At 55.4% G+C, this 23772-nt stretch carries 25 protein-coding genes; 14 read left to right on the top strand and 11 right to left on the bottom strand.

The window, feature by feature from the left end:
* Positions 1 to 26 precede the first annotated feature (26 nt).
* From FOC35_RS09015 to hycA, 5 genes are all read right to left on the bottom strand, one after another.
* Positions 27 to 1736, bottom strand: coding sequence for an NADH-quinone oxidoreductase subunit C (locus FOC35_RS09015; protein ID WP_172568714.1), 1710 nt, complete (start codon positions 1734 to 1736; stop codon positions 27 to 29).
* Between the two features lie 17 nt (positions 1737 to 1753).
* A complete protein-coding gene (locus tag FOC35_RS09010) occupies positions 1754 to 2680 on the bottom strand; it encodes a respiratory chain complex I subunit 1 family protein (RefSeq protein ID WP_016538797.1) in 927 nt (308 codons plus the stop codon).
* Positions 2681 to 2689: 9 nt separating this feature from the next.
* Positions 2690 to 4498, bottom strand: coding sequence for a formate hydrogenlyase subunit 3 (hycC, locus tag FOC35_RS09005; RefSeq protein ID WP_172568713.1), 1809 nt, complete (start codon positions 4496 to 4498; stop codon positions 2690 to 2692).
* Complete coding sequence (locus FOC35_RS09000; protein ID WP_172568712.1) at positions 4495 to 5100, bottom strand: 4Fe-4S dicluster domain-containing protein; 606 nt, start codon at positions 5098 to 5100, stop codon at positions 4495 to 4497. The genes hycC and FOC35_RS09000 overlap by 4 nt, the downstream gene beginning before the upstream one ends.
* A gap of 90 nt (positions 5101 to 5190) precedes the next feature.
* On the bottom strand, positions 5191 to 5646 hold the full coding sequence (gene hycA, locus FOC35_RS08995; protein ID WP_016538800.1) for a formate hydrogenlyase regulator HycA: 456 nt from the start codon (positions 5644 to 5646) through the stop codon (positions 5191 to 5193).
* Positions 5647 to 5942: 296 nt separating this feature from the next.
* On the opposite strand from hycA, the gene hypA reads away from it, so the two are divergent.
* The 13 genes from hypA (at position 5943) to yiiM (ending at position 17244) form a co-directional block, all read left to right on the top strand.
* On the top strand, positions 5943 to 6305 hold the full coding sequence (hypA, locus tag FOC35_RS08990; protein ID WP_016538801.1) for a hydrogenase maturation nickel metallochaperone HypA: 363 nt from the start codon (positions 5943 to 5945) through the stop codon (positions 6303 to 6305).
* Positions 6298 to 7161 (top strand): hydrogenase nickel incorporation protein HypB, encoded by an 864-nt coding sequence (gene hypB, locus FOC35_RS08985; protein ID WP_172568711.1) that lies wholly within the window; start codon positions 6298 to 6300, stop codon positions 7159 to 7161. Before hypA ends, hypB begins: the two co-directional genes overlap by 8 nt.
* The gene (locus FOC35_RS08980; RefSeq protein WP_016538803.1) at positions 7152 to 7412 is read left to right on the top strand and encodes a HypC/HybG/HupF family hydrogenase formation chaperone; all 261 of its coding nucleotides are present in this window, start codon (positions 7152 to 7154) and stop codon (positions 7410 to 7412) included. Before hypB ends, FOC35_RS08980 begins: the two co-directional genes overlap by 10 nt.
* The gene (gene hypD, locus FOC35_RS08975) at positions 7412 to 8533 is read left to right on the top strand and encodes a hydrogenase formation protein HypD (protein WP_172568710.1); all 1122 of its coding nucleotides are present in this window, start codon (positions 7412 to 7414) and stop codon (positions 8531 to 8533) included. The genes FOC35_RS08980 and hypD overlap by 1 nt, the downstream gene beginning before the upstream one ends.
* Entirely contained in the window at positions 8530 to 9540 is a 1011-nt protein-coding gene (hypE, locus tag FOC35_RS08970; RefSeq protein WP_172568709.1) for a hydrogenase expression/formation protein HypE, read from the top strand. The genes hypD and hypE overlap by 4 nt, the downstream gene beginning before the upstream one ends.
* A gap of 108 nt (positions 9541 to 9648) precedes the next feature.
* Positions 9649 to 11733: a formate hydrogenlyase transcriptional activator FlhA gene (gene flhA, locus FOC35_RS08965; RefSeq protein ID WP_039899479.1), complete on the top strand. Its 2085-nt coding sequence runs from the start codon at positions 9649 to 9651 to the stop codon at positions 11731 to 11733.
* Between the two features lie 45 nt (positions 11734 to 11778).
* Positions 11779 to 12126, top strand: a complete 348-nt coding sequence (yajD, locus tag FOC35_RS08960) for an HNH nuclease YajD (RefSeq protein ID WP_016538807.1) — start codon at positions 11779 to 11781, stop codon at positions 12124 to 12126.
* 164 nt (positions 12127 to 12290) lie between these two features.
* Positions 12291 to 13259 (top strand): chemotaxis protein, encoded by a 969-nt coding sequence (locus FOC35_RS08955; RefSeq protein WP_016538808.1) that lies wholly within the window; start codon positions 12291 to 12293, stop codon positions 13257 to 13259.
* Positions 13260 to 13336: 77 nt separating this feature from the next.
* Complete coding sequence (locus tag FOC35_RS08950; RefSeq protein ID WP_254065378.1) at positions 13337 to 14053, top strand: IclR family transcriptional regulator; 717 nt, start codon at positions 13337 to 13339, stop codon at positions 14051 to 14053.
* Between the two features lie 80 nt (positions 14054 to 14133).
* Positions 14134 to 14544, top strand: coding sequence for a heme-binding protein (locus tag FOC35_RS08945; RefSeq protein WP_016538810.1), 411 nt, complete (start codon positions 14134 to 14136; stop codon positions 14542 to 14544).
* On the top strand, positions 14544 to 15710 hold the full coding sequence (locus tag FOC35_RS08940; protein ID WP_172568708.1) for an MFS transporter: 1167 nt from the start codon (positions 14544 to 14546) through the stop codon (positions 15708 to 15710). Before FOC35_RS08945 ends, FOC35_RS08940 begins: the two co-directional genes overlap by 1 nt.
* A gap of 162 nt (positions 15711 to 15872) precedes the next feature.
* Entirely contained in the window at positions 15873 to 16493 is a 621-nt protein-coding gene (gene sodA / locus FOC35_RS08935; protein WP_172568707.1) for a superoxide dismutase [Mn], read from the top strand.
* A 73-nt stretch (positions 16494 to 16566) separates the two neighbouring features.
* Entirely contained in the window at positions 16567 to 17244 is a 678-nt protein-coding gene (gene yiiM / locus FOC35_RS08930) for a 6-hydroxyaminopurine reductase (protein ID WP_016538813.1), read from the top strand.
* Between the two features lie 49 nt (positions 17245 to 17293).
* Here yiiM and FOC35_RS08925 read toward each other — a convergent pair whose 3' ends face one another.
* The 6 genes from FOC35_RS08925 to pstS all read right to left on the bottom strand — a co-directional run bounded on the left by FOC35_RS08925 (position 17294) and on the right by pstS (position 22899).
* On the bottom strand, positions 17294 to 17908 hold the full coding sequence (locus FOC35_RS08925; RefSeq protein WP_172568706.1) for a lytic polysaccharide monooxygenase: 615 nt from the start codon (positions 17906 to 17908) through the stop codon (positions 17294 to 17296).
* 476 nt (positions 17909 to 18384) lie between these two features.
* Positions 18385 to 19110 carry a phosphate signaling complex protein PhoU gene (phoU, locus tag FOC35_RS08920; protein ID WP_008457720.1) on the bottom strand — a complete coding sequence of 242 codons (726 nt, stop codon included), beginning with the start codon at positions 19108 to 19110 and terminating at the stop codon, positions 18385 to 18387.
* 13 nt (positions 19111 to 19123) lie between these two features.
* Complete coding sequence (gene pstB, locus FOC35_RS08915; protein ID WP_008457722.1) at positions 19124 to 19897, bottom strand: phosphate ABC transporter ATP-binding protein PstB; 774 nt, start codon at positions 19895 to 19897, stop codon at positions 19124 to 19126.
* A gap of 47 nt (positions 19898 to 19944) precedes the next feature.
* Positions 19945 to 20835 (bottom strand): phosphate ABC transporter permease PstA, encoded by an 891-nt coding sequence (gene pstA, locus FOC35_RS08910; RefSeq protein ID WP_016538817.1) that lies wholly within the window; start codon positions 20833 to 20835, stop codon positions 19945 to 19947.
* Positions 20832 to 21794 (bottom strand): phosphate ABC transporter permease PstC, encoded by a 963-nt coding sequence (pstC, locus tag FOC35_RS08905; protein WP_016538818.1) that lies wholly within the window; start codon positions 21792 to 21794, stop codon positions 20832 to 20834. Before pstC ends, pstA begins: the two co-directional genes overlap by 4 nt.
* Positions 21795 to 21858: 64 nt before the next feature.
* Positions 21859 to 22899, bottom strand: coding sequence for a phosphate ABC transporter substrate-binding protein PstS (gene pstS / locus FOC35_RS08900; RefSeq protein WP_016538819.1), 1041 nt, complete (start codon positions 22897 to 22899; stop codon positions 21859 to 21861).
* Positions 22900 to 23297: 398 nt separating this feature from the next.
* Between pstS and uraH the strand changes: the two genes are divergently transcribed.
* Positions 23298 to 23714 (top strand): hydroxyisourate hydrolase, encoded by a 417-nt coding sequence (uraH, locus tag FOC35_RS08895; protein ID WP_172568705.1) that lies wholly within the window; start codon positions 23298 to 23300, stop codon positions 23712 to 23714.
* Positions 23715 to 23772: the final 58 nt, after the last annotated feature.

Here is a 23772-nt window from a genome sequence, read left to right as displayed (position 1 = left end):
TGCTCATCACCGACCAGGCATCAAAATCATTTCAGCGGCGAATTCGTGCGCTCAATGCTGTAGCGCTCCAGCTCTTTGTAAGGCACCACCTTGCTTTTCTTCTTGCGCACATCGACCACCGTCATGCGGTCGGTGCAGGAATAGCAGGGGTCGAGGCTGCCGATAATCAGCGGCGCGTCCGATACCGTGTTGCCGCGCAGCATATAGCGCAGCGTTGGCCAGTTGGCATACGTCGCCGCACGGCAGCGCCAGCGGTAGAGTTTTTGGTTGTCGCCGGTCATGCTCCAGTGGATATCATCCCCGCGAGGCGCTTCGGAGAAACCGAGCGCAAAGCGGTTTGGAATATAGGTGAAACCCTCCACGGCAAGCGCGCCGCCCGGCAGGTTATCCAGCCCAAAATCAATCATATTCAGCGCGGTAAAGACTTCGTTGATACGCACTTTCAGGCGTGAGAGCACGTCACAGCCGTCGAGGCTGTGTACTTCCATCGGCAGCAGGCCGTAACCCACAAAGGGATGATCGGCTCGGGTATCCCTTGCATGGCCGCTGGCGCGAACCATCGGGCCAACGTTGCTGAAGTCACGCGCGATTTGCGGGTCGAGGCGGCCAATCCCGACGGTGCGCTGCTCAATGTTCGGCGTACTCATCAGGATATCCACCAGATCCTTCACTTCCCGGCGCATCTGCTGTGCCAGCTGGCGGGTCTGGATCATGTCGTCTTTCAGCAAGTCGCGGCGGATGCCGCCGATCAGGTTAAGGCCGTAAGTTTTACGCGCGCCGGTGAGGATTTCCGCCATCTTCATCGACATTTCACGTACCCGGAAGAACTGCATAAAACCGGAGTCAAAGCCGACAAAGTGGCAGGCCAGGCCGAGGTTAAGCAGGTGGCTGTGCAGACGTTCGACTTCCAGCAGGATGGCGCGGATCATTTGCGCACGCTCCGGCACCACAATCCCCATAGCGTTCTCGACCGAAGTGGTATAGGCGGTGCTATGGGCAAAGCCGCAAATACCGCACACGCGGTCGGACAGGAAAGTCACTTCGTTGTAACCCATGCGGGTTTCCGCCAGCTTTTCCATGCCGCGATGGACGTAGAACAGGCGGTAATCGGCGTCGATAATGTTTTCGCCGTCAACAAACAGACGGAAGTGGCCGGGTTCATCGGAGGTGACGTGCAGCGGGCCAATCGGCACCACGTTGTTCTTTTTCGACCCCAGTTCGTTAATGAACTCGTAGGTTTCTTTATCCGTGGTCGGGGCCGGACGCTGGCGGTAATCCATGCTGTCTTTACGCAGCGGATACAGATCGTCCGGCCAGTCGTCCGGCAGTACCAGGCGGCGCTCGTCCGGCAGGCCAACCGGCTGAAGTCCGTACATATCACGCACTTCACGCTCGCCCCATACGGCGGCGGGCACGCGCGGCGTAACGGACGGGAATTCAGGCTTGTCGGCATCCACTTCCACACGCACGGTAATCCAGCACTTCACGCCGCTTTCCATCGACAGCACGTAATAAACCGCATAGTTGCCGCACAGCTGGCGCTCGTCGTTGCCAAACAGCACCGACAGCCAGCCGCCCTGCTGGTAGTAAAGCCACTCCACCACTTCCGGCAGCATGTTGAGCTTCACGGTGACGGTGATTTGATCTTTAGTCTGCCAGGCCTCGTCGATCACGGCATGCGGAAATTGCTGATGCAGCGCGGCGAGGTAATGTTGACCAATCTTTTCTTCAGACATCGATAAATTCTCTTAAATCACGCCGCCAGCAAGGAGACGAAGGCTAAAAAGGCAAAGCCAAAACCGGCCCAGGTAATGCGGGAGGTTTCGAGCATCCGCAGGCGCGCCATGCTGTTTTCGAACAGCGCGATGATAAGTACGCCCGCCACCAGCTTCACGACCGCCAGCACCACGGCGATAGCCAGACCGCTCCAGCTGAAGGCGCTCATCTGGCCCCACGGCAGGAACACGCCGACAAACATTTGCAGCACCACTAACTGCTTGAGGGAAATGCCCCATTTGAGCACCGCAAAGCCCGCGCCGCTGTATTCGGACAGCGGGCCTTCCTGTAGCTCCTGCTCGGCTTCAGCGAGGTCAAACGGCAGCTTGCCCATCTCGATGAAAGTGGCAAAAGCGCAGGCGGCAAACGCCAGAATCAGCGTCAGGCTCTGGGCAACCGGCCAGGCATGAATCGTGCCTGCGATATTGCTGATGTGCGTGCTGCCGGCAACCTGCGCGGCAACCCACAGCCCGAGCAGCAAAATCGGCTCCACCAGCACCCCAAGCATGGCTTCACGGCTGGCACCGATGCCGGTGAACGGGCTACCGGTATCCAGCCCGGCAATCGCAAAGAAGAAACGGGCGATGGCGAACAGATAAATTAAGGTGATCAGGTCACCTAATGACGGCAGCGGCGAGGCGAGAGTGACAACGGGCAGCGCGGTAGCGATAGTCAGCATCACGCCGACCATCACAAAAGGCATCAGGCGGAATACCCAGCCGGACGCCGCCGGTGCCACACTCTGGCGGCCAAACAGCTTGAACAAATCACGGTATTCCTGGAGCACGCCAGGCCCGCGGCGGTTATGCAGCCGGGCGCGGGTTACGCGGGTAATGCCGGAGAGCAGCGGCGCGGCCAAAAACAGCACCAGCGCCTGGGTCAGGGCAAAGTAAAATGTAGTCATATCAGCTCCTCAGGCAACCATCGCGACCAGCAGAATCGCCAGCTCGACCATCGCCAGACGGCGGAACGTACCGGCGAGGCAGTCACACTGCCAGCCCGGCACCCATTTCCCCGGATTCAGGGTATTGCGCAGCTTGAGCAGCGGCGCAAAAGCCGCTTTCACCGGCTGTGCGAAGCCCGTCGCGGTAATAACCATCGCCTGCTCGTGATCGTAGCCGCAGACCCATGCCGCGCCGCGCGAACGGTTCGGTAAACGGTCGCCACGGAAAACGATCATCAAAATAAACGGCAGCAGCGGAGAGGCCACCAGCAGCAGCGTAATCATCGGTTGGGAAACGGCGGTATGCGCGGTTTGCAGCGGCAACGGAACGGCATGTTGCAGCAGCGGCAGCAGCCACGGAGCGGCAACACCTGCGGCAACGCAGCTCAGCGCCAGCAGGCCAACGGAGAGGTTCATCAGCCACGGCGCAGAGGTGGCGTTTTCAGCCTCCTTGCTGCGCGGCGCGCCGAGGAAGGTCACGCCGTAAACCTTCGCCATGCACATCACGGCCAGCGCTCCGGTTATAGCCAGCCCGACGGCCAGCAGCGGGCCGATAAAACGCCCGACAAACAGCGGCAGGCTGCCAAGACGGAAGAACGACTGGTAAATCACCCACTCACCGGCGAAGCCATTGAGCGGAGGCAGGGCCGCCATCGCCATCAAACCCACCAGCATAAAGAGCGAAATCAGCGGCATACGTTTGCCGATCCCGCCCAGTTTTTCGATGTCGCGATGCCCGGTGCGGAACCACACCGCGCCTGCGCCGAGAAACAGCGTGGTCTTAAACAGGCTGTGGTTGAACAGGTGATACAGCCCGCCGGTCATGCCAAGCGCCAGCAGCACCGGCTCGTTAAGCGCGATACCTATCATGCCGCAGCCCAGGCCCAGCAGAATGATGCCGATATTTTCCAGCGAGTGGTAAGCCAGCAGGCGGTTGATATTGTGCTCCATCAGCGCGTACAGCCCGCCAATGAACGCCGTCACCATGCCAAGCACCACGATAATCACGCCCCACCACAGCGGCAGCACGTTGCTGATAAGCGAGAAGCACATAATGCCGTAGAGGCCGATTTTCAGCACCACGGCGGAGAACAGCGCGGCGGCAGGAGCCGAAGCATTGGCGTGCGCCTGCGGCACCCAGCCATGCAGCGGGATTATTCCTGCGAGAATGCCAAAGCCGAGCAGCGCGAGAATCAATACCTGCGGAGGAAGAGAGGCCCCGCTGGTTAAATGGCGCAACTCGCCATAGCCGAGCGTGCCGAATTCCCGCCACAGCAGCCAGCAGGCAATCACCAGCAGCACGGTGCCAAGGCGCCCGAGCGCAAACCAAAGCTGCCCGGACTTCTGGCAGCCGGTAAGGAAGTAGCCCGCCAGAGAGATGATTTCCGCCATCGCCACCAGGGTGACGAAGTTATCGGCCACCAGGGCAGCCACGCTGGCGGCAAGGATCAGATTTATCAGCAGTCCGTTGGCTTTTACCGCGTGATGGCGATGCCATGAGAGGTTAAACAGCGAGATAAACAGGCCGCAGAACGCCACGGTGACCAGCCAGATGCCGTTGAAGGCGTTAAGCTGAAGGTGCCAGTGCCAGATTTCTGCGTCGCCGCTGAACCCGAGCAGGCCCTGCGCGCCAGCAATCAGCAGCAGTACCGAGCTAATTACGCCGCCAATTCCGGCAATAAAGCCGCTAACTGGCTTATAAAATGCGCTAACACCGGCCAAAACAGCGCTAATAACAAATCCCAGTAGCGCCCAGTGAATCAATAGAAAAGCATTCATTTTCTCGCCTCTGGCTGGGTAAACAGGGTCAGATCGCCGAGCGAGGCCCCAAGGGTTAGCTCACGTTTACGCTTGCTCGCCTGCGCGATGTCGCTGTTGTCGATAACCCGCAGCGCGCCGGTCGGACAGGTGCGAACGCACGCCGGGCCGCTTTCGTCGAAGCTGCACAGGTCGCATTTCACCGCGATAGCGCGAATGCCGGGAACCCAGTCAAGCAAAGTGCTGACGCGGGCAGGAGCCGGTGGCGCAGGCGGGGCTTTCGGGCTGTTGACGTTAGCGGGGATGTGCAGCGGGCGGCTGCCGGAGAATTCAATAGCGCCGAACGGGCAGGCAATGCCGCAAAGCTTGCAGCTTACGCACAGGCTTTCATGCAGCTGTACCGCGCCGTCCACCCGGGTAATTGCGTTCACCGGGCAGACCCCGGCGCAGGGCGCATCTTCGCAGTGGTGGCACATCTGCGGTGCGGATTCTGTCGCACTGCGCATAACTTTCAGGCGCGGCATAGACTGCAAACCGTGCAGGCGGTGCGTCTCCGCACAGGCGGCTTCACAGGTGTGGCAGCCGATACATAATTTGGAATCAGCGATTACAAAACGATTCACCAGGACTTCCTCAGGTGACTGTCGTCATTTTTGACGAAAACATGCCGAAAAGCTGTCGTTTCGACAGGCTTCCGACACCCCAGAGCGCATTCACGCCACGGCAGACTGCTGAAGCAGCGCCAGGGAAAGCGGGGTGTTGTCATGCACCGCCTGATAAAGGCTGTCGTACACCGGGCGAATAAGCTCGAGGTAATGGTCGAGCACTTTTTCGCGATCGCGGTTGCTGATGAGGTTGTCGATACGGCCATCGTCATCGATAACGGCTTTTGCAATCAGCACCTTATCGCTACCGTCCCGCAGGGCAATGGCGTACTCAATGGTGTGGCTGTTAAAGCCTTCGGCCAGGCTGATATGGATGGCGAAGTGGTCAAATAAAAAGAAGCGCAGGCTTTCGTCGGCATTGCAGCCCACGGAGTGGTGCAGCTTCGCTTTCGACAAGGTTATTCCCTGAATCAGGGTGTTACCGTAGTGATGCCACTGCGAAAGTAAGCGCTGATGCTTATCGGCAATATATTCAGCTTTCTCGCTCAGTTCCCAAATGTTCATTCTTTATTCACTCTGTATGTACTTGTTCCTCCGTAAGGCATGTTTCATGCCATGTTTTTAATTAACTGTATTTAAAGTATTTTATCACTTAGCCCTTCGAAATATGTGCGGGAGTGACATGTCATTTCGTCATCTTTGACTTTCAGTGACGGAGGTTTTTTACCCTAACCCTCTCCCTGGAAGGGAGAGGGAACAAACAAGAGGCCCTCTCTCACGCGAATTCCCCAGGGTAGAGAGGCAAACAAAAGGCCTGGCACCGTCTTTGCATTACCTCCCCCAGTTAACCCGGAGGCACCATGCACGAAATCACCCTCTGCCAGCGCGCAGTCGAATTAATTGATACCCATGCCCGTCAGAATCATGCCCGCCGCGTCACCGGCGTCTGGCTGGAAGTGGGTGCTTTTTCCTGCGTAGAAATCAGCGCCATGGAGTTCTGTTTTGAACTGGTCTGCCGGGGCACGCTGGCGGAAGGCTGTGAACTCCACATCCACCAGCAGGAAGCGGAATGCTGGTGCTACGACTGCCAGCAACACATCACCCTGCTGACCCAGCGAGTGCGGCTTTGCCCGCTCTGCGACGGCAGCAACCTGCGTATTGTGGCGGACGATGGCGTGCAGATTAAGCGTCTGGAAATTGATCAGGAGGTAGCTCATGTGTAGCACTTGCGGTTGTGGCGAAGGCAACCTGTATATCGAAGGGGATGAACGTAACCCGCATTCAGGATTTCGCAGCGCCCCTTTTTCCCCGGCATCCCGTCCGGTATTACAAATTACCGGCGTAAAATTTTCCCCAACGGCGGACGAGCAGGGCGACCTGCATTACGGCCACGGCGCGGCGGGAACCCATGCGCCCGGCATCACCCAGCGCAAAATGCTGGAAATAGAACTCAACGTGCTGGATAAAAATAACCAGTTGGCAGCCCATAACCGGGAGCAATTCGCCAAACAGAATCAGCTTGTGCTTAACCTCGTCTCAAGCCCCGGCTCCGGCAAAACCACCCTGCTGACCGAAACGCTAAAACGGCTCAATGGCGATGTGCCCTGCGCGGTCATTGAAGGAGACCAGCAGACGGTTAACGATGCGGCGCGCATTCGTGCCACCGGCACCCCGGCAATTCAGGTGAATACCGGCAAGGGCTGCCATCTTGATGCCCAGATGATCCGCGACGCCATGCTGCGCCTGCCGCTGGAGCGGGACGGAGTCTTGTTTATAGAGAATGTGGGTAATCTGGTGTGCCCGGCGAGCTTTGACCTTGGCGAACGCCACAAAGTGGCGGTGCTGTCGGTAACCGAAGGGGAAGATAAGCCGCTGAAGTACCCGCATATGTTTGCCGCCGCCTCGCTGATGCTGCTGAACAAAATAGATCTGCTGCCATACCTGCAATTCGACGTTGAAAAGTGCATGGCTTATGCCCGGGAAGTTAATCCGGACATCAAAATTATTCTGGTTTCCGCCACCAGCGGCGAAGGCATGAACGACTGGCTGGCCTGGCTGGAGGCGGAAAGATGTGCATAGGCATTCCCGGCCAAATCGTTGAGCGCCTGGCGGACGGCAGCGCAAAAGTTGACGTCTGCGGCGTGCAGCGCGATGTCAATCTGGCCCTGGTGGGAGACGCCACCGTCGGGCAATGGGTGCTGGTTCACGTAGGCTTTGCCATGAGCGTTATCGACGAAGCGGAAGCGCGGGATACGTTAGACGCTTTGCAAAACATGTTTGAAGTAGAGCCGGACGTGGGCGCGCTGCTGTACGGCGAGGAGCGTAGCTAATGCGCTATGTGGACGAATATCGCGACCCCGAACGCGTGATGCAGCTGATTGAGACCCTGAAACAGCGGGCACCGCTGCTGGCTAACACCGCTTCACGCCCGCTGCGCATTATGGAGGTCTGCGGCGGCCATACTCACGCTATTTTTAAATTTGGCCTCGACCAACTGCTCCCGGAAAACGTTGAGTTTATCCACGGCCCCGGCTGCCCGGTTTGCGTCCTGCCGATGGGCCGCATCGACAGCTGTATCGAAATAGCCAGCCACCCGGAAGTGATTTTCTGCACCTTTGGCGACGCTATGCGCGTGCCGGGTAAAAATGGCTCGCTGATGCAGGCGAAAGCCCGCGGAGCCGACGTGCGGGTAATTTATTCGCCGATGGACGCCCTGACGCTGGCGAGCCAGAACCCGCAGCGCAAAGTGGTGTTTTTCGGCCTCGGATTCGAAACTACCATGCCCGCCACCGCCATCATGTTGCAGCAGGCGAAAGCTCAGGGGCTGGAGAACTTTTACTTCTTCTGCCAGCACATCACGCTGATCCCAACTTTACGCAGCCTGCTTTCCGAGCCGGACAACGGTATTGATGCATTCCTCGCTCCCGGCCATGTCAGCATGGTGATTGGTACAGCCGCCTACGATTTTATTGCCTCGCAGCACCAGCGCCCGCTGGTTGTCGCCGGTTTTGAACCTATGGATCTTATGCAGGGCGTGCTGATGCTGGTGGAGCAAAAAATTCGCCAGCATAGCGAGGTGGAAAATCAGTACAAACGCGTGGTGCCCGACGAAGGCAACTTGCTGGCGCAGCGGGCGATTAGCGAAGTCTTCAGCGTGCAGGGCGAGGCCGAATGGCGCGGCCTGGGCGTTATCAGTGAATCCGGCGTGCAGCTTAACCCTGCCTATCGCCAGTTTGATGCCGAAGCCCACTTTAAACCGCTTCCGCAGCAGGTTTATGACGACCCGCAGGCACGCTGCGGCGACGTGCTGACCGGGCGCTGCAAACCGCAGCAATGCCCGCTGTTTGGCAGCGGCTGTAATCCGCAAAACGCCTTCGGCGCGCTGATGGTTTCCTCCGAAGGAGCCTGCGCGGCGTGGTATCAGTATCGTTCGCAGGAGTGTGAAGTATGAAAACCATTGAGCTGGCCCACGGCAGCGGCGGCCAGGCGATGCAGCAGCTGATCGCCGGGTTGTTTATGCGGGAGTTTGCTAACCCGTGGCTGGCAGAGCAGGAAGATCAGGCCCGGCTTCCGCTTGCACAACTGACCGCCAGCGGCGACAGGCTGGCGTTTTCTACAGACAGCTATGTTATCGACCCGCTGTTTTTTCCCGGCGGGGATATCGGCAAGCTGGCCGTTTGCGGAACCGCCAATGATGTGGCTGTAAGTGGAGCCATACCGCGCTGGCTTTCATGCGGTTTTATCCTCGAAGAAGGGCTGCCGCTTGAAACGCTGGAGCGCGTGGTCACCAGCATGGCCGGAGCCGCCCGCGCGGCGAATATTGCCATTGTTACCGGTGACACCAAAGTGGTGCCGCGCGGCGCGGCGGACAAAATTTTCATCAACACGGCAGGGATAGGCGCCATCCCGACATCCGTTAACTGGGGTGCGGCTCAAATAGAAGCCGGGGATGTGCTCATCGTCAGCGGAACGCTGGGCGACCACGGGGCTACGATCCTTAACCTGCGCGAGCAACTGGGAATGGACGGCGATTTACAAAGCGACTGCGCGGTGCTGGCACCAATGATTGCACCGCTGGTTAACATCCCGGGCGTAAAAGCCCTGCGTGACGCCACCCGCGGTGGAGTGAATGCGGTTCTGCACGAATTTGCCGATACCAGCGGCTATGGTATGGAAATCGTTGAAAATCAGCTTCCGCTAACGCCCGCGGTGCGCGGCGTTTGCGAACTCCTGGGGCTGGATGCCTTAAATTTTGCTAATGAAGGCAAGCTGGTTATTGCCGCCTCACGCGAGGCCGCTCCCGCCATTTTAAACGCGCTAAAGCAGCATGAGCTCGGTAAACAAGCCGCCATTATCGGCGAAGCCGTAGAACGCAAAGGCGTAAGGGTGACGGGGCTTTATGGCGTTAAACGCTCACTCGACCTGCCGCATTTTGAGCCGTTACCGCGCATTTGTTGACCTGCGCCATGACGCGTCCGCCCGGCACTGATTAAACTTAAACTATATTTATATTAATAAAATATTTTAACCCTTTGTTTTGCAAAGGGTTTTTCAATGGAAAGCAAAATGCCATACACCCCGATGAGCGATCTCGGGCAGCAGGGGTTGTTTGATATCACCCGGACTCTGCTGCAACAACCCAGTCTTACTGAACTCGCTACCTGCCTGACCCGGCTTGCAAAACAGTCCGGCCTGGCGGAGCGGGTCAACGTCCTGCTTTACCACCCTCAGCACCAGCGGGTGAGCTTTTATGGCAAGGATAAGCAGGGTAAAGAGCTGCACTACGAAGATGAGATGGCGCTGGCAAACGGCCCTGTCCGCCGGGTACTTTCACGCCCGGAGGCGCTGGTTTGCAGCCAGGATGAATTTTATGAAACATGGCCCCAGATGACAGACCTGGAGCTGTATGCGCCCTTTGGCCGCTACTGCCTGCTGCCGCTGGCCGCCGAGGGGCGGATCTTCGGCGGCTGCGAGTTTATTCGCAATAGCGAGACGCCCTGGAGTGAAAAAGAGCTTAACCGCCTGCACACTCTGGCCCAGGTTGTAGGCCTGGCGGCCGAACAGATCCAGACCCGGCTGGACACCAATCACGACCACCAGCTTTTATGCCGCGAGCGTGATGATTTTCGCATCCTTGTTGCGGTAACCAATGCGGTGCTGTCGAAGCTCGACCTGGACGAGCTGATTAGCGAGATTGCCCGCGAGATCCATTACCACTTCTCCATTGATTCCATCAGCATTGTGCTGCGAAGCAGCCGCAAATCCCGGTTAACGCTCTACTCAACCCATTTTGTTGATGAGGCCTCACCGATTCATGAGCAGAGCGATGTGATTGAAGCAGGCACGCTCTCGGAACGGGTGTTTAAAAGCGGCGAAATGCTGCTGCTTAACCTGTGTCCGGGAGACAAACTGGCGCCTTATGAACGTATGCTGCTGGAGATGTGGCGCAACCAAACCCAAACGCTTTGCCTGCTGCCGCTGAAGTTCGGCAACAATATGCTGGGCGTGCTCAAGCTTGCGAAGTGCGGCGAGCAGGGCTTTACCCCGGCCAACCTCAAGCTGCTGTGCCAGATTGCCGAGCGCATTGCCATTGCGGTGGATAACGCCCTCGCCTACCAGGAAATTAACCGCCTGAAAGAGAATCTGGTGGATGAAAACCTTTATCTCACCGAGCAGATTAACAATGTCGGCAGCGACTTCGGCGAAATCATCGGCCGGGGCGAAGCGATGTCTATCGTGCTCAAACAGGTGGAAATGGTCGCCAATAGCGACAGTACGGTGCTGATCCTCGGCGAAACCGGAACCGGCAAAGAGCTGATTGCCCGCGCCATTCATAACCTGAGCGAGCGCAATAGCCGCAGGATGGTAAAAATAAACTGCGCGGCGATGCCTGCCGGGCTGCTGGAAAGCGACCTTTTCGGCCATGAACGCGGGGCGTTTACCGGGGCCAATACCCAGCGCATCGGGCGTTTTGAACTGGCGGATAAAAGCTCACTGTTCCTTGATGAAGTCGGCGATATGCCTCTTGAGCTACAGCCCAAACTGCTGCGCGTATTACAGGAGCAGGAATTTGAACGCCTTGGCAGCAACAAAATCCAGCAGGTGGATGTGCGCCTGATTGCCGCCACCAACCGCAATCTCAAGCAGATGGTGGCCGACCGGGAGTTTCGCAGCGATCTCTATTATCGGCTAAACGTTTTTCCCATCACCCTGCCGCCGCTGCGCGAGCGCCCGGAAGATATCCCTCTGCTGGTGAAATCCTTCACCTTTAAAATTGCGCACCGCCTGAATCGCAATATCGACAGCATCCCGGCGGAAACGCTGCGCGCCCTGAGCCGTATGGAATGGCCGGGCAACGTTCGCGAGCTGGAAAATGTGATAGAAAGGGCGGTTCTGCTAACGCGGGGCAACGTGCTGCATCTTTCCCTGCCGGAGATGACGGTGCAGCCTCCGCTTGAGCGCAACCTATCCTCCTTCGTCAGCGAGGAAGTTCGCGAAGATGAGGACGAGCGCCAGCGCATTTTACGGGTGTTGAAAGAAACGAACGGCGTTGTTGCCGGACCGCGCGGCGCGGCACAGCGCTTAGGCCTCAAACGGACCACGCTGCTTTCACGTATGAAGCGCCTGGGGATTGATAAAGAGGCGCTTTAGCCGGAAACTGGGCATAACCCTGTCTTTCTGCCTGGAACAATAATTATGGCGATTATCCCGAAAAACTATACGCGGCTGGAGAGCGGCTACCGCGAAAAAGCGCTGAAACTCTTCCCGTGGGTATGCGGACGCTGCTCGCGGGAGTTTGTTTACTCCAATCTGCGCGAGCTGACCGTTCATCATATGGATCACGATCATACCAATAACCCGGAAGATGGAAGCAATTGGGAGCTTTTATGCCTGTATTGCCACGATCATGAGCACTCCAAATATACCGAAGCGGACCAATATGGCTCCAGGGTCATTGCCGGAGAAGATGCGCAGAAGGACGTTGGCGAAGCCACCTATAATCCGTTTGCCGATTTGAAATCGATGCTGAACAAGAAGAAATAAGCGCGATTGACCCGCTAAGCCGCCCTACAGAGGGAATTATTTCCCTCTAATCTAAATCATTTCCCCTCTTCCCCTTCATTTTTCCTCGCCGCTGCCGATAACTTATACAGAGTATTTATTCCGCACGGTTAGGTTCTCAGGCCGGGTTATCACTTGAGGTTAAAATGGATAGTTTTCAGAAAGATATCGATGAAAGGGCCAACCTGGCGTTATCCAACAAGTTTGAGCTGCTGCTGTTTCGCTTAGGCGCCAGCCAGCACGACAGCAAATCAGAGCTGTACGGCATTAACGTGTTTAAGCTGCGCGAAATCGTTCCGATGCCGAAGATCAACCGCGCCGCGGGCATGGAGTCACCGCTGCTGGGGATGGCGAATATTCGCGACCAGATTATCCCCGTCATTGACCTGCCTGCCGTGACCGGCTGCAAGCCAACCACCGGCCTGAATCTCTTGCTGATAACCGAATATGCCCGCAGCACTCAGGCCTTTGCCGTTGAGTCGGTGGAAAACATCATTCGCCTCGACTGGAGCCAGGTACACGCCGCCGAGGCCGGCGTCAGCAGCCGCAATATCACCAGCATCGCCACCATTGACGATCCGTTAACCGGCAAGGACCTGGCGCTGGTGCTGGACGTAGAGCAAATTCTCTATGACATCATTCCTTCGGGAAGGGACGTCAATATCGCAGCGATTGAAGAGAAAAATTACACCCTGAAGCCCGGCGCGGTAGCGATAGTCGCGGAAGACTCCAAAGTCGCCCGCTCGATGCTGGAGCAGGGTTTGAAAGGCATGGGTATCCCGGCAATCATGCACGCTACCGGCCTTGAAGCATGGGAGAAAATCAAAGCCATCGCCGCCGAGGCTAAAGCGTCCGGTACGCCGATAACCGACAAAATAGGCCTGGTGTTAACCGACATAGAAATGCCGGAAATGGACGGTTTCACGCTGACCCGTAATATCAAAACTGAGCCTTCGCTGAAGCATATTCCGGTGGTGATTCACTCCTCGCTCTCGGGCAGCGCAAACGAAGACCATGTGAGAAAAGTCGGTGCCAACGGCTACGTAGCAAAGTTTGACGTGGCCGAACTCTCTTCTGTTATCCATAAAGCGCTGGAAGACGCAGCTCAAGGATAAAACGCGACTTCATTACCTGGGGAAATATCACTATTATCAAAAGGTGATTATTTCCCCATGTTCAGGAAGGATGCGCGGTGAGCCAGGCTAAAAGTATTCAGTCCGTTGAGCGGGCAATGGCGGTGCTGGAAACCCTTGCGGCCCACGGAGGCGAAGCTCGCCTGACCACGTTATCCGAATCGCTGGGGCTGAATAAAAGCACCCTCCATGGCCTGCTGAAAACGCTATTAGAGCTGGGATATATTTCCCGCCGCGAGCAAAACTATACCCTCGGCCTGCGGCTCAGGGAGATAGCCCAGCCGCTTCAGGATGCAGACTCCTTGATTCGCACGGCCTTCAGCCCCGCTCTGCGTAGGCTTTCCGCCATGAGCGGCGAAACTTGCTGGCTGGCCGTCCCCTGCGGTACACGAGAATACCTGTATATTGATGCGGTTGAGGGCGGTAAAAACCTGCGTGTCGCCAGCCCCAGAGGCAAACGCGAGCGGCTCACAACTTCGGCCATTGGCCGCATTTTTCTGGCCTTTAATGACGACCTGCTGCGGGCGCTAAGAAAATCGGATGCGGTCTCCTCTGCACTAAATGGTGAAATATCCCGCATCCGCGAGCAGGGGTTTGCCCTGGATACCGGCGAGGCGGAAGAAGGCCTGCATTGCCTGGCTTTGCCGCTACGGCAATCCGGGCAGGTGATAGCCGCGCTGGGAATGGCCGGGCCAGCCGCCCGACTCCATCCCGATTATATGCGGCGCTTTGCGCAGCGCGTATTAAGCGAAATGTTCGACATTATCAAACTTTAGCCCTGCAACCGCGCTTCTGATTGGCGTGTTTCAAGTCACCTGCCACTATCGCGGCTCCCAAATTTTCAGGAGCCATATCCATGTTTGAACACATTACCCGCGATGCCATTCTCAAAATCACCGAGCTTGCTCAGTCCCGCAAACAGGCAGTCTGCATCAGCGTGGTGGACGATGCCGGGCTGCTAAGAGGATTCCTGCGCATGGACAGCGCGGTTGCTGGCGCGATTGATGTCTCAATTAAGAAAGCCCGCACCGCCGCTCTCTTCGGCAGTGATTCGCTTTCTCTGGGCCAGGAAGCACGCCCTGGAGGCAATATTTATTCCTTAGAATCGACTAACGGCGGCCTGATTAGCTTTGGCGGCGGCATCGTTTTACGCGGTGATAACGGGCAAATCATCGGCGGGCTGGGCGTAGCCGGAGCCACTGTCGATGACGATCAGTCTCTGGCGCTAGCCGGTGCGGCGGCAACCCAGGCGGCAGGGCGAGTGTAATGGATTCGCGACGAATACATCCGGGCCTGGTTGCGCTTTCGGTAACAGCATTCGCTATCGGGGTAGCCGAGTTTATTGTGGTAGGGATCCTGCCCGATATTGCCGCAGCCCTGAATATTGAGCTGACGCGAGCGGGCAATCTTGTGGGACTCTATGCCCTGGCGCTGGCGCTGGGTTCTCCGGCACTGGTGCTACTGTTGTCCGGGCTACCGCGCAAGCCGGTGCTGATGTCGCTTATCCTGCTGTTTTTGGTCGGCAGCCTTATCTCCGCCCTGTCCAGCAGCTATGCCCTTTTTCTCACCGGTAGAGTGCTTACCGCCGTTGCTCACGGCAGCTTTTTCGCCATCGGGTCAACCATCGCATCCCGCCTTGCACCAGCTGGGCAGGCTGGTAAAGCGATTGCCGTAATGTTTGCCGGGCTGACGCTGGCGATGGTGATTGGCGTGCCGCTGGGCAGCCTTGCAGGCCACACTCTGGGCTGGCGTTTTCCACTTTTCGCCGTCTCGGCTCTCGCCGTGCTGTCGCTGGTAGCTATTGCTTTATGGCTGCCAGAGATGCCAATGGCAAAAGCTGCAAAGATGGCGAAACAGCTGTCAGCGCTAAAGAGCCCGGCGGTGCTCACCATGATGCTGGTGACCATCTTTGGATTTGGCGCCAGTTTCGCGGCATTTACGTTCATCATCCCGCTGCTGACAACCGTAACAGGATTTTCATCAGCCGCGGCCAGTACGCTGCTGGTGGTGTTCGGGGCGGCAACGCTTGTCGGGAATCTGGTGGGAGGGAAAATGACCTCCACGCTTGGATGGGCTTCCTCATTGAGGATACTGTTTGTGTTGCTGGCGATTATTCTGGCCGCCATGACGCTGACGCTTAACCTCAAAATACCGGTGGTAGTGCTGCTCTTTTTATGGGGAATGATCGCTTTCGCCGTCTCACCCGCCGTTCAGCACGGCATGCTGACGACCGCCACCCGGCACACGCCCGGCGCGATCGACTTTGCCTCGGGCCTGAATATCTCTGCTTTTAATCTGGGGATATTCTTCGGGGAGAACGTCGGCGGATTGCTGGTGAAAATGGAACTGATGCGCTTTACGCCTTTGGCTGGCGTCGCAATGGTACTGGCGGCGCTTTTACCTCTGGCCTGGGTTACGGCTCGCAATCGATAGCTAATCGCTCATATTCTCGTCATCATGACAAAAAGTTATAACCTTATTAAAACTACGGCATTGATAAGCATTTTCAATATCATTTAATTAACTATAATGGACCAACTGATTACGCGGCGTTAACAGCATCACAGCCGCTCTACGTTAATGGAGACGATGAATATGAGCTATACACTGCCATCCCTGCCTTACGCTTACGACGCGCTGGAACCGCATTTCGACAAAGAAACGATGGAAATCCATCACAGCAAACACCACCAGGCTTATGTTAACAACGCGAACGCCGCGCTGGAGTCCCTGCCTGAGTTTGCCAACCTGTCTGCTGAAGAGCTGATTACTAAACTGGATCAGCTGCCTGCTGATAAGAAAACCGTACTGCGTAACAACGCCGGCGGCCACGCTAACCACAGCTTCTTCTGGAAAGGCCTGAAAAAAGGTACCGAGCTGAAGGGCGACCTGAAAGCCGCTATCGAGCGCGATTTCGGCAGCGTTGACGCGTTCAAAGCCGATTTCGAGAAAGCAGCAGCAACCCGTTTCGGCTCCGGCTGGGCGTGGCTGGTTCTGAAAGGCGACAAACTGGCTGTAGTGTCTACCGCTAACCAGGATAGCCCGCTGATGGGTGAAGCTATCTCCGGCGCTTCCGGCTTCCCAATTGTGGGCCTGGACGTTTGGGAGCACGCTTACTACCTGAAATTCCAGAACCGCCGCCCGGACTACGCTAAAGAGTTCTGGAACGTGGTTAACTGGGACGAAGCAGCAGCACGTTTCGCCGCTAAAAAATAAGGTTGCATTGTCGCCTTAGAGAAGCGAGCCTGATGGCTCGCTTTTTTTATGCCTATAACGCAGGGAACCGCTCATGCATCGCAATCCATTACAGGTTTACGTCGGCAAAATTCGTGACTATGACGGCAGCAGGCCAAGCGCCATCGCCAAAGTTCAGGTGGATGGAGAACTCCGGTTAACCGAACTCGGTATCGAAGGCGATGAGCAGGCGGAAAAGGTTATCCACGGCGGGCCGGACAGGGCGCTCTGCCACTATCCGCGCGAACATTATCAGTACTGGGCGCAGCTGTTCCCGGAAAAAGCAGAGCTGTTTAACGCCCCCGCTTTTGGCGAGAACCTTTCCACAGAAGGGATGACCGAGAAAAACGTCTATATGGGCGATATCTACCGCTGGGGCGAAGCGTTGATTCAGGTCACTCAGCCACGCTCGCCGTGTTTTAAGCTCAACTATCACTTTGGCGTCAGCGATATGTCATCAAGGATGCAGGAAGCGGGCTATTGCGGCTGGCTTTATCGCGTGATTCTGGCGGGGAGCGTTTCCGCTGACGCGCCGCTGGAGCTGGCATCACGCCTGAGCGATGTTACCGTGGCCGAAGCGATTGCCATAGCCTGGCATATGCCGTTTGATGATTCGCAATATCATCGCCTGTTGTCAGCCGCCGGGCTTTCGACCAGTTGGACAAGGACGATGCAGAAAAGGCGTATTTCAGGAAAGATTGAGGATAATTCGCGGCGTTTGTTCGGCAAATAATAACGTTGTGATAACCATGCCCTGAAAGCATGGTTATCATCCGTCAAGGCTATTTGATATCAGTATCAATTACCTGATAGAACGCATTACCGGTATCGGCAATATCCCAGACGCCGAGAATAACATGGTAGCCTTTATAATCTGTCGGGATAGTACAATCCTTGATGGTAATACTATTTGCAGGAACCTCACCTTTACCGTCCTGATCGCAAATTGGCTTATCAAGGTCAAACTGCGCACGGGTCAATTTCTTGCTTGGATCCCAGTCTTTTTTAGTAATAAAGAAACGCCATCTTTCGGTTTTATGAGCTGCGGTCAAAGTCCAGGTAAAACTTTGCTTACCTGTATTCAATTCCACCTTGTGCCAACGAGTAGGGCTTTGCTCATCAAGTTGCGCATAATTATCATGCCCGGCACTGGCGATGTGACCATCAGCAGGGCCGTTTGCAGGGAACCCTTTAGGCCCTTCCAGCGACTGCGGTTCATACTGAATAGCCCCGCAGTTTTTATTAAGATTACCGGCTTGTGAAGTACAAAGAAAAGCGCGTGAAGGCGGATTACTGACGTAGCCATGGAAAGGTTTTGCCTGCTCGGCATAACTTAGTGAAGATGCCGCCATTAAGACCAAACTGGCACAAGTAGTTAATACTGTCGTTTTACGCATGAACAGAACCCTCTATTTATTGTGAAAGAGTTAAATAAATACTTTATATATTCAAGGCTGGCTTTCATTCCGCTAATAAAATAAAAGCATGATATTGAACACACGATATAACCTTCGCGCGTGAAATACATAATAACAACCACCCTCAAACCATGGATTTTATTGCAACGACAATTAGTCTAGACCACAAATAAAAACATGAAAAAAATATATCTTTCTGCAACGTCAGGCAGAATAACGTGTAAAAACACAACGAGAAATAATGGGAAAACAATACCCACCCACAAAGAATAAAATATAGTTATCTAACAATATAATAAGAAAATATATTATTCACTGACGATGGTTATTTAGCCATTTCAGGAAACCGGGAGGGAATTTGCAGAAAACGCTCATTTTAAGGGAGAGGCGGATAACTCAGGAATTTGATTAAACGATCATCATCCCTCTCCCTGAGGAGAGGGAAACAGAGAAGCTTATTCTTTTGGGTCTTTACCTGCCAGCAGCTTGTCCAGCTCGTCGCCGCCAACGTGACGGAAGTCCTGACCCTTCACGAAGTAGAAAATATACTCACAAATGTTCTGGCAGCGGTCGCCGATGCGCTCGATTGAACGGGCGCAGAACAGCGCGGTCAGCACGCTTGGAATAGTGCGGGAGTCTTCCATCATGTAAGTCATTAGCTGACGCACGATGCCTTCGTACTCCTGATCCACTTTCTTATCTTCACGGTAAATACGCACCGCTTCGTCCAGATCCATACGCGCAAATGCATCCAGCACATCGTGCAGCATCTGTACGGTGTGGCGGCCCAGAGACTCCAGGCTCACCAGCAGAGGCTGGTGTTGCTGGGAGAATTTCTCCAGCGCGGTGCGGCAGATTTTATCCGCTACGTCACCAATACGTTCCAGCTCGGCGATGGTCTTGATGATGGCCATCACCAGGCGCAGGTCGCTGGCGGTTGGCTGGCGTTTAGCGATGATGCGCACGCAGGCTTCATCGATAGCCACTTCCATCATGTTGACCTTCTGGTCACCGGCAATAACGCGCTTAGCCAGTTCGCTGTCCTGGTTATGCATGGCGGTGATAGCGTCGGAAAGCTGCTGCTCCACCAGCCCGCCCATGGTCATGACCTGAGTGCGGATGTACTCCAGCTCGGCGTTGAACTGGCCGGAAATATGTTTATTTAAATTGAGGTTGTCCATCGCGCTCTCCAAATCAACCGTAGCGGCCAGTAATATAATCTTCGGTTTGTTTCTTCGCTGGCGTAGTAAACAGCGTATCGGTTTCGCTAAATTCAATCAGCTCGCCGAGGTACATAAACGCCGTGTGGTCAGAACAACGCGCCGCCTGCTGCATGTTGTGGGTCACGATCACCACGGTATAGTCTTCTTTCAGCTCGGTAATCAGCTCTTCAATGCGCCCGGTAGAGATTGGATCAAGAGCGGAGCACGGCTCATCCAGCAGTAACACTTCCGGGCGAATAGCGATACCGCGAGCGATGCACAGACGCTGCTGCTGGCCACCGGAGAGACTGTAGCCGCTCTGGTGCAGTTTATCTTTAGTTTCGTTCCACAATGCGGCTTTAGTCAAAGCCCACTGCACGCGCTCGTCCATATCGCTACGGGAAAGCTTTTCAAACAGGCGAACGCCGAAGGCGATGTTGTCGTAAATCGACATCGGGAACGGCGTCGGCTTCTGGAAGACCATGCCCACTTTGGCACGCAGCAGCGCGATATCCTGGCTCTGGGTGAGGATGTTTTCCCCATCCAGCAGGATTTCACCTTCTGCACGCTGCTCCGGGTAGAGCGAGTACATTTTGTTAAAGGTGCGCAGCAGGGTGGACTTGCCACAACCTGACGGCCCGATGAAGGCGGTAACCTGGTTCTTCGCGATATCCAGATTGATGTTCTTCAGGGCGTGGAACTTACCGTAGTAGAAGTTCAGGTCACGAACCTGGATTTTGCCTGGGGCTAAATCAACCTTACTCATCTGTTTCTTAATCTCCGTCCGGCGCCGCGATGGCCGCGCCGTAAAATTTAACCGTGTTTACTCTTTGAGAAAATCACGCGCGCCAGAATGTTCAGCAGCAGCACGCAGAGGGTAATAATCAGCACCCCTGCCCAGGCCAGCTGTTGCCATTCGGCAAACGGGCTCATAGCAAATTTGAAAATGGTCACCGGCAGGTTAGCGATAGGCTGCATCATGTCCGTACTCCAGAACTGGTTGGAGAGGGAGGTGAACAGCAGCGGCGCGGTTTCACCGGCGATACGGGCAATCGCCAGCAGCACCCCGGTGATAATCCCGGAGACCGACGCTTTCAGCGTAATGGCGGAGATCATTTTCCACTTCGGCGTACCCAGAGCATAAGCCGCTTCACGCAGGCTGTCCGGCACCAGTTTCAGCATGTTCTCAGTGGTACGAATCACGATTGGCACCTGCAGCAGCGCCAGCGCAATAACGCCCGCCCAGCCGGAGAAGTGCTCCATCTTCGCCACCACGATGGTGTAAACAAACAGGCCTACAACAATCGATGGCGCGGACAGCAGGATGTCGTTAATAAAGCGAATCACTTCAGCCAATGCAGATTTGCGGCCATATTCCGCCAGGTAAATCCCGGCCATGATGCCAAGCGGAGTCCCGATAACGGTCGCCCACAGGATAAGCAGGCCGCTGCCCGCGAGGGCGTTCGCCAGGCCACCGCCTGCGGTATTTGGCGGAGGCGTCATTTCGGTGAACAGCGCCAGCGACATACCGTCGATGCCGCGCGTCACCGTTGAAAACAGGATCCATACCAGCCAGAACAGACCGAATACCATGGTCGCCATTGAAAGCGTCAGGGCAATACGGTTTTTTACGCGGCGGCGCGCCTGCATCTTACGGCGCGATTCAGCCAGCGCCGCGTTGCTTTGCATTTCCATCGTGGTCATGAGCGAGCCCCTTCATTTTTCGCCAGGCGCATAATCATGAACTTAGAGATAGCCAGCACGATAAAGGTAATCACGAACAGAATTAAGCCCAGTTCCATCAGCGCGGCGGTATGCAGCCCGGATTCCGCTTCGGCAAATTCGTTTGCCAGCGCGGAGGTGATGCTGTTCCCCGGCATATACAGCGATGCGCTGTCGAGCTGGTAGGTGTTGCCGATGATAAAGGTCACCGCCATGGTTTCACCCAGCGCGCGGCCAAGGCCAAGCATCACGCCGCCGATCACGCCATTTTTGGTGAACGGCAGAACGATTCGCCAGATAACTTCCCATGTGGTGCAGCCTATGCCGTAGGCCGACTCTTTCATCATCACCGGGGTTTGTTCGAATACATCGCGCATGACTGAGGCGATGTAGGGAATGATCATAATCGCGAGGATCACGCCAGCAGCGAGGATACCAATACCGAAGGCCGGGCCAGAGAACAGCGCGCCAACAATAGGCACGGCGGACAGCACATCGCCTACCGGCTGCTGGAAGTAAGTCGCGAACAGCGGAGCAAAGATAAACAGGCCCCACATGCCGTACACGATACTTGGAATAGCCGCCAGCAGTTCAATAGCAATACCCAGCGGGCGCTTCAGCCAGCCGGGCGCAAGTTCGGTCAGGAACAGGGCGATACCAAAGCTTACCGGCACCGCAATAAGCAGCGCGATGAACGAGGTCACCAGGGTTCCGTAAATCGGCACCAGCGCACCGAAGACTTCGTTAGGCGCATCCCACTCTTTGGTCCAGAGGAAGGAGAAACCAAACTTCTCGATGCTCGGCAGGGAGGAGATAAACAGCGAGATGATAATCCCACCCAGCAGAAATAGCACAATCAGCGCAGCCAGTTTTACCAGCGCACTGAAAATTACATCGCCTTGTTTGCCAGGGGCTTTAAACGTCGGCTTAGTCACAGCCATAGCGTACTCTTTGTAGTTGCTGAATAAACCGGGGTAACATACCCGTTACCCCGGATTTTTGCACTTAGTACAGCGCCTTACCGGAGCTGTCTTTTACATTCGTTTTCCATGCAGCGCGAACCTGCTCAACCACGGAGGCTGGCAGCGTTGCATAGTCCAGCGCGTTAGCTTCTTTAGCGCCAGATTTGTATGCCCAGTCAAAGAACTTCAGCACTTCTGCGCCCTGCTCAGGGTTTTTCTGCTCTTTGTGGACCAGGATAAAGGTGGTGGAGGTGATTGGCCATGCTTCATCACCCTTCTGGTTGGTCAAGTCCTGTGCGAAGGATTTGCTCCAGTCAGCGCCTTTAGCCGCGTTAGCAAAGTTGGCTTCAGTCGGGCTAACCGGCTTGCCGTCAGCGGACAGCAGCTTGGTGTAGGTCAGGTTGTTCTGCTTCGCGTAAGCGTATTCAACGTAGCCGATGGAGCCTGGCAGACGCTGTACGAATGCAGCGATACCGTCGTTGCCTTTACCGCCCAGACCGGTTGGCCAGTTTACGGTAGAGCCTGCGCCGATTTTGGTTTTCCACTCTTCGTTCACTTTAGCCAGGTAGCTGGTGAACACGAAGGAAGTACCGGAGCCGTCAGCACGACGTACAACCGCGATGTTCTGATCCGGCAGTTTGTGGCCAGGGTTCAGTTTGGCAATCGCCGGGTCGTTCCATTTTTTGATGGTGCCCAGGTAGATATCACCCAGGGTTTTGCCGTCCAGCACCAGTTCGCCAGATTTGAAGCCCGGCAGGTTAACTGCCAGCACTACGCCGCCGATAACTGTCGGGAACTGGAACAGGCCTTCTTGCTGTAATTTGTCATCCGCCAGAGGGGCGTCAGAAGCGCCGAAGTCAACGGTGTTAGCAATGATTTGCTTAACGCCGCCGGAGGAACCGATACCCTGGTAGTTAACCTTGTTACCAGTTTCTTTCTGGTAGGTATCTGCCCACTTGGCATACACCGGCGCAGGGAAAGTTGCACCAGCGCCGGTCAGGCTTGCAGCTGCAAACGCAGTAGAAGCGCTCAGAGATAAGGTCGCGGCGACAACAGTTGCGACAGTGGTACGCATAACGTTCATAATGTCTCCTGCCAGATGTTCATAAATTGTTGTTTAATTAAATACAGGGTAGAAAATAGGACAGTTTGGTGACAGTTAAATGTACGAATTATGACAGTTTTATGACAAGGCGCTTCCAATAAAAAAAATAGCATCAATACATTGTTTATTAACTTCTTTTTAAAATAATCCGTCCAAAAAAAGCTCGAATGATGAGAATATATTTGTTCAATTTGCTTAGAGCCTCACTATTCATGGTGCCCCTTTTAACAATTTTGTATCAAGGGCTATAACGCAATCTGCAATCGCCACAGGTTCCTCAGCCATACAACCTGCGTTCAAGTATCACAATTTATTTAATTTTTATTCCCGCCCCCCACCACTAAGATGAGAGGACCTCAATAAAGAAGGGTTAAAGGATGAAAATAAAACAAGCTCTATTCATATCTCTGCTCGCCTGTTCTGCTTCCGTCTTCGCAGCCGATACGCCAGCCAAGAACCCGTTAAGCGTTCACGTCCTGAACCAGCAGACAGGTACGCCGTCGGAAGGGATAAAAGTCACGTTGGATAAGCAGGAAGGCGCAAAGTGGGTGAAGCTGGGTGAGGGTCTGACTAACGTTGACGGTCGAATCAGCGCGCTTTATCCAGCGGGAAAAGACATTGAGCCGGGTAACTATAAAGTGACGTTTGAAACCGGTGAGTACTACAAGGCGCACAACCAGGAGACATTCTTTGTGGATGTGCCGGTCGTCATCCATGTCAGTAAGTCGGGCGAGCATTATCACGTCCCACTGCTGCTGAGCCCCTACGGGTATTCGACCTACCGCGGCAGCTAGCCAATCAACATAAATAGAAAAGCCCCGTATCCTTTAAGATCAGGGCTTTTTATATATA

Source organism: Cedecea sp. FDAARGOS_727, from assembly GCF_012273235.1.
Classification (GTDB): Bacteria; Pseudomonadota; Gammaproteobacteria; order Enterobacterales; family Enterobacteriaceae; genus Cedecea; species Cedecea davisae.
This window is presented reverse-complemented; position numbering and strand designations above follow the sequence as displayed.